12 protein-coding genes are annotated in these 12,849 nt (G+C 73.7%); 8 read left to right on the top strand and 4 right to left on the bottom strand.

Features of this window, described 5'->3' with window-relative positions:
* The first annotated feature begins 110 nt into the window (after positions 1-110).
* A complete protein-coding gene (locus ACFY32_RS26105; RefSeq protein ID WP_359202773.1) occupies positions 111-1,508 on the top strand; it encodes a class II 3-deoxy-7-phosphoheptulonate synthase in 1,398 nt (465 codons plus the stop codon).
* Between the two features lie 51 nt (positions 1,509-1,559).
* Positions 1,560-2,615, top strand: a complete 1,056-nt coding sequence (gene sbnB, locus ACFY32_RS26100) for a 2,3-diaminopropionate biosynthesis protein SbnB (protein WP_359202776.1) — start codon at positions 1,560-1,562, stop codon at positions 2,613-2,615.
* Between the two features lie 13 nt (positions 2,616-2,628).
* Here sbnB and ACFY32_RS26095 read toward each other — a convergent pair whose 3' ends face one another.
* Both ACFY32_RS26095 and ACFY32_RS26090 read right to left on the bottom strand, forming a co-directional pair.
* The gene (locus ACFY32_RS26095) at positions 2,629-3,357 is read right to left on the bottom strand and encodes an alpha/beta fold hydrolase (RefSeq protein WP_359202779.1); all 729 of its coding nucleotides are present in this window, start codon (positions 3,355-3,357) and stop codon (positions 2,629-2,631) included.
* The gene (locus ACFY32_RS26090; protein WP_390675396.1) at positions 3,354-4,067 is read right to left on the bottom strand and encodes a BTAD domain-containing putative transcriptional regulator; all 714 of its coding nucleotides are present in this window, start codon (positions 4,065-4,067) and stop codon (positions 3,354-3,356) included. Before ACFY32_RS26090 ends, ACFY32_RS26095 begins: the two co-directional genes overlap by 4 nt.
* A gap of 515 nt (positions 4,068-4,582) precedes the next feature.
* Between ACFY32_RS26090 and ACFY32_RS26085 the strand changes: the two genes are divergently transcribed.
* The 3 genes from ACFY32_RS26085 (at position 4,583) to ACFY32_RS26075 (ending at position 7,578) form a co-directional block, all read left to right on the top strand.
* The gene (locus ACFY32_RS26085; protein WP_359202785.1) at positions 4,583-5,098 is read left to right on the top strand and encodes a flavin reductase family protein; all 516 of its coding nucleotides are present in this window, start codon (positions 4,583-4,585) and stop codon (positions 5,096-5,098) included.
* A gap of 113 nt (positions 5,099-5,211) precedes the next feature.
* Positions 5,212-6,459: a cation:proton antiporter gene (locus tag ACFY32_RS26080; protein WP_390675395.1), complete on the top strand. Its 1,248-nt coding sequence runs from the start codon at positions 5,212-5,214 to the stop codon at positions 6,457-6,459.
* A 198-nt stretch (positions 6,460-6,657) separates the two neighbouring features.
* Positions 6,658-7,578 carry a winged helix-turn-helix domain-containing protein gene (locus tag ACFY32_RS26075; protein ID WP_359202791.1) on the top strand — a complete coding sequence of 307 codons (921 nt, stop codon included), beginning with the start codon at positions 6,658-6,660 and terminating at the stop codon, positions 7,576-7,578.
* Between the two features lie 130 nt (positions 7,579-7,708).
* On the opposite strand, the gene ACFY32_RS26070 is transcribed toward ACFY32_RS26075, so the two are convergent.
* Positions 7,709-9,232, bottom strand: coding sequence for an amino acid adenylation domain-containing protein (locus tag ACFY32_RS26070; RefSeq protein WP_359202578.1), 1,524 nt, complete (start codon positions 9,230-9,232; stop codon positions 7,709-7,711).
* A gap of 159 nt (positions 9,233-9,391) precedes the next feature.
* On the opposite strand from ACFY32_RS26070, the gene ACFY32_RS26065 reads away from it, so the two are divergent.
* Both ACFY32_RS26065 and ACFY32_RS26060 read left to right on the top strand, forming a co-directional pair.
* Positions 9,392-10,024, top strand: coding sequence for a ScbR family autoregulator-binding transcription factor (locus ACFY32_RS26065; RefSeq protein ID WP_359202575.1), 633 nt, complete (start codon positions 9,392-9,394; stop codon positions 10,022-10,024).
* A gap of 48 nt (positions 10,025-10,072) precedes the next feature.
* Complete coding sequence (locus ACFY32_RS26060; RefSeq protein WP_359202571.1) at positions 10,073-10,846, top strand: SDR family oxidoreductase; 774 nt, start codon at positions 10,073-10,075, stop codon at positions 10,844-10,846.
* A 21-nt stretch (positions 10,847-10,867) separates the two neighbouring features.
* Here ACFY32_RS26060 and ACFY32_RS26055 read toward each other — a convergent pair whose 3' ends face one another.
* Entirely contained in the window at positions 10,868-11,497 is a 630-nt protein-coding gene (locus ACFY32_RS26055) for a TetR/AcrR family transcriptional regulator (RefSeq protein ID WP_359202568.1), read from the bottom strand.
* Positions 11,498-11,794: 297 nt separating this feature from the next.
* Here ACFY32_RS26055 and ACFY32_RS26050 point away from each other — a divergent pair, with 297 nt between their 5' ends.
* Positions 11,795-12,784: a LysR family transcriptional regulator gene (locus tag ACFY32_RS26050; protein WP_359202565.1), complete on the top strand. Its 990-nt coding sequence runs from the start codon at positions 11,795-11,797 to the stop codon at positions 12,782-12,784.
* Positions 12,785-12,849 lie beyond the last annotated feature (65 nt).

The following is a 12,849-nucleotide window of genomic DNA, read 5'->3' as shown; positions in this document are numbered from 1 at the left end:
GCCGGGTTCACCTGCTACTTTCATCCGACACTGAATAAGGTGGCCCGCCGCCCCCGCCTGTTCCTACGGTTCTTCTCCGGCCCTACGAAAGGCAGCCGATGGGAAACGCCATGCGGGAATCCGACGCGCGGGAACAGGCGGCCGGGACCTGGCGCCGCCGTCCGGCGGCCCAGCAGCCCGACTGGCCGGACGAGGCGGAACTGCGGGCGGTGGTGCGGCGGTTGTCGCTGGCCCCGCCCCTGGTCTTCGCCGCCGAGTGCGAGACGCTGCGCCGCAGGCTGGCGTCGGTGGCGCGCGGCGAGGCCGTGCTGCTCCAGGGCGGCGACTGCGCGGAGACGTTCGCGCAGACCACGACCGAGTCCATCCGCGGCAAGCTGAAGACGCTGCTGCAGATGGCGGTCGTCCTCACCCACGCGTCCGCCCTGCCGATCGTCAAGGTCGGGCGGATGGCCGGCCAGTACGCCAAGCCCCGCTCGGGCACCGAGGAGCGGCGCGGCGGGACGGTGCTGCCGGTCTACCGGGGCGACGCCGTCAACGGGCCGGAGTTCACCGCCGAAGCCAGACGGCCGGACCCGGAACGGCTGCGGCTGATGTACGAGTACTCCGCCATGACGCTCAATCTGGTCCGGGCGCTGACCACCGGCGGCTTCGCCGATCTGCGGCGGGTGCACACCTGGAACCAGGGGTTCGTGGCCGGTTCCGGGTCCGGGGAGCGCTATGAGCAACTGGCCGAGGAGATCGAGCGCAGCCTGGCCTTCATGCAGGCGTGCGGGGTCGACACCCGCGGGCTGGACACCGCGGAGTTCTTCGTCAGCCACGAGGGCCTGCTGCTGGAGTACGAGTCCGCGCTGACCCGCGTCGAACCGGGGACCGACCGGCCGTACGCCACCAGCGGGCACATGCTGTGGATCGGCGAGCGGACCCGGGACCTGGACGGAGCGCATGTCGAGTACTTCTCACGGGTGGCGAACCCCATCGCGGTCAAACTCGGTCCGGCCACCGGCACGGACGCCGTGATGGGCCTGCTGGACAGGCTGGACCCGGGCCGCGAGCCCGGCCGGCTCACCCTCGTGGTGCGGGCCGGGGCCGAGCGGGTCCGTGACGTCCTGCCGACGCTGGTGGAGAAGCTCCAGGCGGAGGGGGCGCGGGTCTGCTGGGTGTGCGATCCGATGCACGGCAACACCTTCACCGCGGCCAGCGGCCACAAGACCCGCAGGTTCGACGCGGTCATGGACGAGGTGCGCGGCTTCTTCGAGGTGCACCGCGCGCTGGGCAGCCATCCCGGCGGCATCCACGTGGAGCTGACCGGGGACGACGTCACCGAGTGCGTCGGCGGCGGCAACGCGGTCCTGCCCGAGCAACTGCACCACCGCTACGAGACGGCGTGCGACCCCCGGCTGAACCACACCCAGTCCCTGGACCTGGCCTTCCTGCTGGCCGAGATGTACCGGGAGCGGACCGGCCGCGCGGACCGGGCGCCCGCCGCCCCGTCAGCGCGCTGTCAGTGACGCCGGGAAGCATGGCGTCGGCCTCGTCCGTTCGCCGCAAGGGAGTCATGGATGCCCACGGAAGCCGTCGTCCCGCCGTTCTCCGTCATACCCGGGTCCCAGGTGCACGAGGTCCTGGCCGGCCGCGAGCGGACCGTCGTGGACCTGGTCGAGGCCGCCTACCGGGTGCACGGCGAGGGCGACACGGTCAACCCGCCCTCGTACTTCCTGCGCTTCCCCGACCGCCCCGCCTCCCGCATCATCGCGCTGCCCGCCTCGCTGGGCGGTGACAACCGGGTCGACGGACTGAAGTGGATCTCCAGCTTCCCGCAGAACGTGGCCGCGGGGATACCGCGGGCCTCCGCGGTCCTGGTGCTCAACGACCACGACACCGGGTACCCGGTCGCCTGCCTGGAGAGTTCGATCATCAGCGCGGCCCGCACCGCGGCCTCCGCGGCGCTCGCGGCGGACCGGCTGTCGGGGGCCGCCGGGCGCGCCCGCCCCGCGCGGGTCGGCTTCATCGGCACCGGGTTCATCGCCCGGCACATCCACACCTTCCTCGCCCGCACCGGCTGGACCTTCGACGAGGTGGGCGTGCACGACCTCTCCAGCGAGTACGCGCAGGGCTTCCGCTCGTATCTGGAGGCGGCCGGCGAGGGCGGACGCGTCACCGTCCACGACAGCGCCGAGAAGCTGATCCGCTCCTCGGACCTGGTCGTCTTCGCCACCGTCGCGGCCGCCCCGCACGTGCGCGAACCGGACTGGTTCGCGCACGCCCCGCTGGTCCTCAATGTCTCCCTGCGCGATCTGGCCCCCGAGGTCCTCCTGGCCTCGGCGAACGTGGTGGACGACGTCGAGCACTGCCTGAAGGCCGACACCTCCCCCCATCTGACCGAGCAGCTCACCGGGAACCGGGACTTCATCGACGGCACGCTGTACGAGGTGATCACCGGCCGGGTGGAGCTGCCCGCCGACCGCCCGGTGGTGTTCTCACCGTTCGGGCTCGGGGTGCTGGACCTCGCGGTCGGCAAGTACGTGTACGACGAGGTGCGCCGGCGCGGCGAGGCGCGGGTCGTCGAGGGCTTCTTCCACGAGGTGGACCGCTACGCGCCCGGCACCCGGCCGTGAACGGGCGGCCCGCTCACGGCACTCCGCCCAGCGCGCCGAGCAACTCGGCGTGGTGCTCGACGAGATAGAAGTGGCCGCCCGTGAACTGCCGCCGGGTGAAGCCGCCCGGCGCGACCTCGGCCCAGGCCGCCATGTCGGCCGCGGTGACGACCGGGTCGCTGTCGCCCACGTAGGCGTGCACGGGGCAGCTCACCGGGGTCGGCTCGCGGGGTCCGTAGGTGCCCACGACGGTGAAGTCGGAGCGCAGCGCGGGCAGCACCAGTTCGAGCAGTGCCGGGTCGTCGAGCAGGGCGCTGTCGGTGCCGCCCAGTGCGCGCACCTCCGCCACCAGCGCGTCGTCCGCCGCGAGGTGCCACGCCCGGGGGGTGAGCCGGTGCGGGGCCTTGCGGCTGGAGACGTGCAGGGAGTGCGCGGACACCCGGTGCCGGTCCTCCAGGCGCACCGCGATCTCGTACGCCAGCGAGGCGCCCATGCTGTGTCCGAAGAGGGTGACCGGCACGTCCAGGAGGGGCAGCAGCGCGGCGGTGATCTCGTCCGCCAGTTCCTCCATGCGTTCGATCCGCGGCTCGGCCCACCTCTCCTGGCGTCCGGGGTACTGGGCCACCAGGACCTGGGTGCCGGTGCCGAACGCCTGGCCCCAGTGGTGGTAGAAGCTCGCGGTGCCGCCCGCGTGCGGCAGTACCAGCACCCTCCCGCGGGGCGGCCCGGCGGCGGGGTGGGTCCGGAACCACTTGCCCGTCATGAGTACACGTCGGCCTGGGTGACGCCCCGGGGCTCACCGAGGACCTCCGCCTGCTGGAGGATGGCCTGGTGCAGCTTGCGCATGGAGCGGCCGGGCTCCACGCCCAGGCCGTCGGCCAGCTTCCTGCGGGCCGCCTGGAAGGCGGCCAGCGCCTCCGACTGCCGGCCCTCGCGGTACAGCGCGAGCATGAACAGCTCGGTGAGCCGCTCGCGTTCCATGTGGCTCTCCGCCAACTGCCGCAGCTCGGGGATGGCGACCCGCCCCAGGCCCGCCGCCAGCCGCAGCTCGGTCAGGTCCTCGTAGACGGTCAGCCTGCGTTCCTCCAGGTCCGCGGCGCTGATCCGGCAGCGCACCCCGTCCCGCGCCTCCATCAGCGCCGGGCCGCGCCACAGGCTCAGGGCCTCCACCAGCGAACGGCAGGCGGCCACCGGGTCGTCCGCCGCGCGCTCGCGGCCGGCGTCGGCCAGCGCGGTGAAGCGGACCGCGTCCACCGCGTCGGGGGGCACGTCCAGCACATAGCCGTTGCGTGTGGTGCACAGCCGCTTGCCGCCGCCGGGAGTGGTCGACGACATCGCCCGGCGGATGCGCACGATATGGGCGTGCAGCGCGTTCCGCGCATTCGCCATGCTGCTGTCCGCCCACAATTCGTCGACGAGCTGCTCGAAAGGAATGACCCGGCCCGGAGAAAGCGCCAGCAGCGCAAGTACCATTCCGGCCCGTCTGGAGGCCACCGGTTTCTCTTTCTCCGCTGTCGATATCTCCAGCGGCCCGAGTATTCTGATCTGCATGATCCCCCATCAGCAATCGACCAAATGATCGAGTCAAAGTCTGCCGCCTGACGGCCGGATCAGTGACATACCATGTGGGCCGCCCCGCGAAGATCGAACGGTATGGACGGGCGCGGGCTGCGGGATCGACGTGCGGAGGCGGTGCGTACGGCCCCGGCACGGGTGCCGCGCACCCCGGCCGGCGGGCCGCCGGGCGACCGCCGGGCGACCCGCACCGAGGACTTTCACGCAGGACTGAAACTCCTGGCCCGGTTCCGATCCGCCCGCCTAGGCTCCCTTTTCGAATGACGCGACCTGGAACGCCGGGCGTGAGTCGATACGGCGGACGCGCCGGGAAATTCCTTCCGCAGGCGGATACGGCACGACGCGTATCGCCCGGTCCGGCCCTGTACCCGTCCTTGCGTATTCTGTCGACTCCGGAGGCGGAGCCCGAAGACATGACCGATCACACAATTCTGTCGGCCGAAGAAGCCGGCCCCGACGAGTTCCGCGACATGATGAGCGGATTCCCTTCCGGTGTCTCGGTGGTGACCACCGTCGGGCCGGACGGCCTGCCGCGCGGGATGACCTGCTCCTCGGTGTGCAGCGTCTCGCTGGCCCCGCCGACGATCGTCGTCTGTCTGCGGCACGGCAGCCCGACCCTGGAGGGCGTGCTCGGCAGCGGGAACTTCGCGCTCAACCTGCTGCACTCCGGTGCCGAGTCCGTCGCCGTGCTGTTCGCCTCGGGCGACCCGCGGCGGTTCGACACCACGCCCTGGAACTCCTCCCCGACGACGGGCGGCCCCCACCTGGTGCGGGACGCGCACGCGGTCGCGGACTGCGCGGTGACCCTGACCCAGCGGGTGGGCGACCATGTCGCCGTCTTCGGCCGGACCCGGCAGATCACCCGGCACCAGCGGCGCGCTCCCCTGCTGTACGGGCTGCGCGAGTTCCGCCCCTGGACGGTCGGCTGACCCGGCGCCCGCCGCCACCCCCCGCTCCGGCCCCCGCCTTTCCCGCGTCCCCGGATCTCCTCCCCGTACCTCGCGCGTCCCCGTATCCCCCGCATCCCTCGGAAGGGGAGGACATGACTCTTCTCGACGCAGCCGTCATCGTGACGGCGGCGCTCGCCGCGGCCGTCCTGGGCCGGCGGCTCGCCGGTCTCGCCCGGCAGCCCGCCATGGTCGGCGAGATCGTGCTGTGCCTGCTGCTCGGCGCGGTACTCGCCGCCTCCAGCCTCCACCTGCTGGATTCCGGCAACCCCGTCGTCCGTACCGTCGGACACGCCGGTCTCGCCCTGTTCGTCACCGGCGCCGTCCACGGCATGCGGACCGAGGGCGCGCGCCCGGTCGGCCGCGCGGTCGTCGCCCTCGCCCTCGGCTCCGTGCTGCTGCCCATGGCGGCCGGCGTCGGGGTCGCCGCCTGGGTGCTGGGCTCGGGCGACCTGGCGCTGCGCGGCGACTCGCCCGCCCCCGCCCTGATGCTGATGCTCGCCGTCGCCCTCTCCGTCACCGCCGTCCCGGTACTGGCCGGAATCCTCCAGGACCACGGCCTGGAGCGCACCCTCACCGGCCGGCTCTCGCTGACGGCCGCCGTCACCATCGACGCGGTCACCTGGCCGCTGCTGGCCGTCGCCGTGGCCCTCGCCGAGGGCGGCGGCGGCCCCCTGCGCACCGCCGCCGTGCTCGGCGGCGGCGCCGTCGTCGCCCTGGCGGCACGCCGGGCCGCCACCGCGCCGGCCGTCCGCCGGGCCGCCGTACGGCACCCGGGGGTCGCCGTCGTCATCGCCGCCGCGCTCTCGATCGCGGCCGCCACGACCACCCAGAAGCTGGGCTGCACCGACGTGTTCGGGGCCGCGCTGGTCGGCCTCGCGCTGCCCGCCGACGGGCCGTTCGAGCGGGTGGGACAGACCGTCGGGGCCGCCGGCCGCCGTACGCTGCCCGTCTACTTCGTCATCACCGGCGGGACCTTCCTGACCGGGGCGGGCGTCGGCATCCCGTGGACCGCCATCGTCGTGGTCACCGTCGCCGCCATGGCGGCCAAGCTGATCGGCTCCTACGCCGGCGCGCGGGCCGGCGCCCTGCCCCGCCCCGTCGCGCTCCGCCTCGCCACCCTGATGAACACCCGCGGCCTGACCGAACTCGTGGTGCTCCAGGCCGGGTTGACCTCCGGCGTGCTGACCCCCCGGCTCTATCTCGCGCTGGTGGTGATGGCGCTGGTCACCACCGTGCTCAGCGGGCCCCTGCTGCGCGCCGTGGGCGGACCGCCGCCGACCCCGCCCACGCGGGTCGGCCGCGCCACCCCGGCGGTCGTCGGCGACGAGCGGACCTGGTGAGCATCAGTGACCGGTCAGCGTGGTGTCAGGTGACAACGAGAGAGTGCTCCTTACGGGTTGCCGTCCCCCGCGGACTCCTCCTCCCGTCCTGATTCCCACGGTCCGGTCTTTCTACGACTCCTGCCCCGGCCGGCCGTGGGAATCCGCGGGTCGCCGGCTGACGCACCCGGTCGGTCCGCGTCTTCGAGAGGCAGGTTCATGCAGAGGATTCACTTCGGCAGCGGGGACCTGCTCCGGGTCGGCCTCAGAGCCACCGCCGGGGCGGCCGTCGAGACCGCGCTCGCCCAGTACCAGCTCGCGGCGGGCACCGGCGCCTCCTCCGCCGTGTGGCGGCGGCAGGCCGCCGCGTGTCTGCCGCGGCGGGTGGCCGGGGTCCCGGCCGCCGCGCCGCCCGGGGACCCGGAGATCCCCGCCGGGACGGGCCTGTCCGGCGACGGTTTCCTGCCGGAGGTGTGGCGCCGGGCCATCGCCCCCCACTGGGACCGGCTGGTCGCCCACCTGGAGGCGGAGTGCGACGCCCGGGGACGCGTCGCGATGGCGGGCGGCGTCCAGCAACTGCTGGCCACCCTGCACCCGAGGATCACCTGGCGCAACTCCGTCCTCAGCGTCCCCGGCGGCCCGGACGAGGACGTCCGGCTGCACGGCCGCGGCCTGGTGCTCTGCCCGTCCGTGTTCCTCAGCCACCGCCCCGGCATGGTCGTCCGGCCCCGCCCGGCCGGCGACCCGCCCGACGAACGGCCGCTCCTGGTCTTCGGGGTGCAGCTCGACCCCCGGGCCGCCGAGCGGATCTGGGGGGCGCCGCAGCGGGAGCGCTCCGCCTCGCTGAACGCCCTGGTCGGCCGCACCCGCGCGGCGGCGCTGCGGGTCCTGCGGGTCGGCTGCACCACCAGCCAGCTCGCCGACCGGCTGGGGATCTCGGTGGCCGGGGCCAGCCAGCACGCGTCGGTGCTGCGCGAGGCCGGGCTGATCACCACCCGTCGCTTCCGCAACACGGTGCTGCACACCGTGACACCGCTCGGCATCGCCCTGCTGGACGGCCACGACTCCGGTACGCGGCCGAGGCCGGCGGCGACGGCCCGGCTCACCGCCCTTCCCCCGCGCGGCGCCGTCAGCGCCTGAGGCCGGCCGACCCCGGGCGCGGGCGGCGCCGGCGAGGCCGTGCCCGTACCGTCCGAACCCGGCGCCGTCACCTCCCGCGCGGCCCCGGTGGACCGGCCGGCCCCGGTGCCGGGGCCGGCCGGTCCACCGGTCAGCGTCGTTCGGCCGGGGCCGCGGCGCGGTGGGCGCGATGGGCGCGGTGGGCCAGGGCGCGGCGGTCGAGCTTGCCGCTCAGGGTGAAGGGCAGCGCCGAGACCACCTCGACGCTCGATGGCACCATGTGCGGCGGCAGCAGCCCGCTCAGGTGCACGCGCAGTTCCCGTACGGTCGGCGCGGCGGTGGCAGCGGGCACCACGAAGGCGGCCAGCACCTGCTGCCCCATGCCGTCGCGGACCGGCGTGACGGCGGCACGGGCCACCGCCGGATGGCCGCGCAGCGCCGCCTCGACCTCGCCCGGCTCCACCCGGTGCCCGCGGATCTTGAGCTGCTGGTCGAGCCGCCCGAGGAACTCCACCGACCCGTCGTCCAGGCGGCGTACCCGGTCCCCCGTCCGGTAGGCCCGGGTGCCGTCGTCGAGGGTGACGAAGCGCTCCGCGGTCTGCTCCGGCGCCCGCCAGTACCCGCGCGCCAGCCCGGCACCCGAGATCAGCAGCTCCCCCGCCGTCCCGTCCGGGACGCGCTCCAGACGGGCGTCGACGACCCTGATCCCGGTGGCCCGGACGGGCCGGCCGATGGGCACGGTCGTTCCCGGTCGCCGGGCCGCCTCGGCGGGTCCCACCTCGTACGTCAGCGAACCGACCGTCGTCTCGGTCGGTCCGTAGTGGTTGATGATCCGGCAGCGGCCCTGGGCGCGGACCCGGTCGACGAGTTCCCAGGGCAGCGCCTCCCCGCCCAGCAGCAGCGCCTCACGCGGCAGCACGTCGGCGTCCTGGTAGCTCAGCAGCGCCGCGAGATGCGAGGGCGTGATCTTCAGGTGGTCGATGCCGTGGGTGCGGGCGTAGCGCGCGAAGCTGTCCGGGTCGAGCACCACCTCGGAGGGGACGAGGTGGACGCAGCCCCCGGAGATCAGCGCCGGGAAGACGGCGGTGTTCCCGAGGTCCGTGGCGAGGCTGGTGACGCTGGCGAACGACCGGGGCCGGTCGGCGCAGTCGAGCAGGGACACCACGTGCCGGGCGTAGTTCGCCAGCGAACCGTGGGTGACCGCCACGCCCTTGGGCGTACCGGTCGACCCGGAGGTGTACACCAGGCAGGCCAGGTCGGCGGGTTCGGGGGGCCGGGGGCGGGCGGCCGGGGCCGGCGGCGGAGCGTCCGGGCGGAGCACCGTCCCGCCGAAGTCGGGCCGTGGCTGGTCGGTGAGCAGTATCCGGGCGCCGGAGTCGGCCAGTTGGGCCGTCAGCCTGTTCCGCGGCTGCTCCACGTCCAGGCAGACATAGGGGGCGCCGGCGCGCAGCACGCCCAGCAGGGCGACCAGTTGGCCGGTGCCGCGGGGGGTCAGCACGGCCACCGGCTCGTCCGTCCCCGCGCCCCGGTCGACCAGCGCGTCGGCGAGGCGGGCCGTGGCGCGGTCCAGTTCCGCGTAGCTCAGCCGTCCCCCTTCCCCGACCACCGCCGGGCGGTCCGGCCATCGTGCTGCCTGCTGCTGGAACAACTCCATCACCATGCGTTCGACGGGCATGAAAACCTCCGGTGCGGAACGGGTGGGTTCCACGGAATAAGAGTCGGTGGGATTCCGGCGGGTCATCGCGCGAGGCGCGGCCGGTGTCCACGGCCGACGCGGATAGAATGATGAAAATTTTTCTCTTCTCGTGGCGAGGGGTGCCCCCGGGGGCGGCGCATGACTGGTCGGGCAGTGAAGCAGGAGCGGGCCGAACGGACCCGCGCCGCCGTGGTGCTGGCGGCCTCCGAGGAGTTCAAGGAGCGGGGCTTCGCCGGGGCCAGCGTGGCGCGGATCGCGGACCGGGCCGGGGTGACCCTGGGAGCGGTGTACTTCCACTTCCCGTCGAAGAACGAGCTGGCCCGGGACATCGTGTCCCGGCAACCGGACTTCGTGGCGCCCCCGCTCCCCGCCCAGGGCCTGCAGCGTGTCGTCGACGTGACGCTGACCTGGGCGTACCAACTGCTGGACGACCCCGTTCTGCAGGCGGGCGCCCGACTGGTGTGGGAGCAGGAGCGGTTCATGGAGCCGGAGCTGAACTCCCACGACCAGTGGGCCACGCTGCTGCTGCCGGAGCTGCGCACCGCCCAGCGCCAGCGGGAACTGCGCACCGGCACCGACGTCGTGGCGGTCGCCCGGCTGGTGGTGAACGCCTGTACCGGCGCCCAGATGCACTCGTACGTCGAGGCCCGGCACCGGGACCTGCCCCAGCGGGTGGAGGAGATCTGGCGGTGCCTGCTGCCGGCCGTCGCGGTGCCCAGCGCGGCCCGGCGGATCGAACTCGGCGAATACCGCGGGCGCCCGGCGGACTGACGCCGCCCGGCCCCGACCAGCGAACCGGTACAGGTGAGGAGAGCCGCCATGGAGGACCGCACGGGGTCACTGCGGGGCAGGACGGTCCTGATCACGGGGGCGTCCAGCGGGATCGGGGCCGCCGCCGCCAAGCTGTTCGCCGGTGAGGGGGCGGCGGTGGTGCTGATGGCCCGGCGCGAGGACCGGCTGCGCGCCCTGGCGGCGGAGATAGCCGCCGACGGCGGCCGGGCCGCCGTGGCGGCGGGGGACGTGACCGTCCCGGCGGACGTCGCCCGCGCGGTCGGCACCGCGGTGCGCGACTTCGGCGCGCTGCACGCGGCGTTCAACAACGCCGGCTGGGGGAGCGTCGGGAGCGAGCTGCACGAGACGGACGACGCCGTCTTCGACCAGATCATGGACGTCAACGTCCGTGGAGTGTGGAACTGCCTGAAGCAGGAGATCCCGGTCATGTTGCGGCAGGGCGGGGGCGGAGCGATCGTCAACACCTCCAGTACCGCCGGTGTGTTCGCCACCGGCGCGGTATCGCCTTATGTGGCCGCCAAGCACGCCGTGCTGGGTCTGACGCGCGCCGCGGCGGCCGAGTACGGTCAGCGGGGGGTCCGGATCAACGCCCTGGTGGTGGGCTCGACCCGTACCGAGCTGATGGAGGGTGCCATCGCCCGGATGCCGCTTCTGGAACAGGCCGCCGTCGCCCGAGCCGTCCAGCCCCGCCTCGCGGAACCGGAGGAGATAGCCCGTGCCGCCGCCTGGCTCCTCGGTGACCATGCCTCCTTCGTCACCGGCGCGGCGGTGCCCGTGGACGGCGGCTGCACCGCCGTGTGACGGCGGCCCGGCCCGGACCGGTCAGCGGCACGGCAGGTCACCGAGGAGGTCGTCGACGCCGAAGGCGCCGCGGTGGCCGGGGAATCCGTCGCGGACCAGGCCCCAGATCCGGGCCAGTTCGGCGACCGGGTCCCCGCCGGTGCGGTGATGTCCGCGCGCCCGCTGCCGGATGGTGGCCTCGGCGCCGGTGACCAGGTGGGTGGCGAGCGCGGCGACCGCGGCCCGGTCGGCGGCGGAGCCCAGTCGGGCGTCGCGGGCGTGCCGCAACTGCCGGTGGATCGCGGGCACCCAGGCGGAGAACCAGTCGGGTGCCCCGGCCCGCTCCCGGGCCAGCCGGGCCGCCGCGCGCACCGCCACGTCCCGCTCCAGCAGTTCGGTCACCGCCAGCGTCAGCGAGACCACCGACTGCACCGATTCCTCACGGCGTGCCGTCACCGCCGCGACCGCCGTCTCGGTGGCGGCGCCGCCCTGCTTGCGGACCGCGGCCGCCAGCCCCTCCTTGGTGGAGAAGTGGAAGGTCAGCGCCCCGATCGAGACGCCGGCGGCCCGGCAGACCCGGGTCAGCGACGCCCCGTTGTAGCCGTTGCGGTCGAACTCGTCGGCGGCTGCGCCGACCAGGACCTGCCGGGTGCCGGCCGCCCTTCGTTGCATCACCGTGATCCTTCCCGCAGGGTCGCCGGCGCGTGCCGACCGACGGCTGTGTTGGGCTTCTTGAAAAAAGAAACACCATTATTATTATGGGTTTGGGTCTCTGGAAGCCGCTGTACTCCGGAGGGCCGCCGGGCCGGTTCAGCGGCGCCGAGAACCCCGTCCACTCCTGGCCGCCTGAGGAGACGCGCCTGCGCACGACCTGGTCACTGCCGCCGCTGCAACAGTCCGTCGAGGGGCCGAACAGGGCATCGCTTCGCTCGCAACAGCTAACGGCTGCCATGAGGAAGGTACGGGGGCATGGATATCGAGGTCAGGCATGCGCGGGTGGTCGAGATGATCAACGCGACAGGGAGCCTGTCGAAAGCCGCGATGAAGATCGGCATACCGCAGCCGAGCCTGTCGGCCCAGTTGCGCCGGATAGAGAAGGCGGTGGGCGGCAGCCTGTTCGTCCGCACCCGCAACGGCGTCATTCCCACACCGCTCGGGGAGCGGGTGATCCCCAAGCTCGCCGCGCTGGCGGAGCAGGCCGACGCGGTCATCGCCGAGGCGGCCATCGACACCTCGGGCACCCTGCGGTTCGGCACCGCCGAGTGGACGCCGCCGTCCCTGCGGGGCGCGCTGCGCTCGATGCTCCCCAAGATCGACATGCGGACCGAGACCATCCTGTCGGCGGACGCCGTCGACAAGGTGCAGCGCGGTGCGCTCGGCGCCGCGATGGTGTCGGGCATGGGGTCGGTCGCGCCGCTCCGGCTGAAGGACCGCGACCTCGCCAAGGAGACGATCGTGCGCGATCCGGTCTGGCTGGCGCTGCCCGTCGCCCACCCGCTGGCGGACCACGGGGTGCTCACCGCCTCGCAGTTGGACGGACTGTGGTGGATCGGCTATGCCCAGCAGCACTGGTTCTCTCCCGTCGAACGGCATCTGCTCGGTGCCTACGGCCAGCGCGACCGCAGCGTCTCGCACTACGCGGGCGGCCATCACGAGGCCATGAGCTGGGTGCGGCATGTCGGCGCGGCGGCGCTCACCCCGCTGACGGGGGCCACCTCCGACGTGCGCGTCGTGCCGCTCGCCGACACCCAGTACACGGAGCTGACACTGGTGTGGCACCGGGACGCCATGAGCAGCGGCATCGCGCGCAAGCTGGTGGAGATCATTCGCGGCTACTACTACCAATATGCACGGTCCTTCCCGAGCTACCGGTCGTGGCTGGGCGACCTCGCCGACCGGCCGTCGGAGGTCCCCGACCCGTCGTGCTGGGTGACGGCGGACAGTTCCTGCGCTTCGTGAGGGACCGCGGCGGCAAGCCGGGGGATTCGCCTGCCGCCGCGGTGCTCTGCCGCGGACTCCCCCCG

Origin of the sequence: Streptomyces sp. NPDC000134, assembly GCF_042899225.1 — a bacterium.
Taxonomy (GTDB): Bacteria; Actinomycetota; Actinomycetes; order Streptomycetales; family Streptomycetaceae; genus Streptomyces.
Note: the sequence above shows the minus strand (reverse complement) of the source record. Positions and strands in the feature narration are given on the sequence as shown.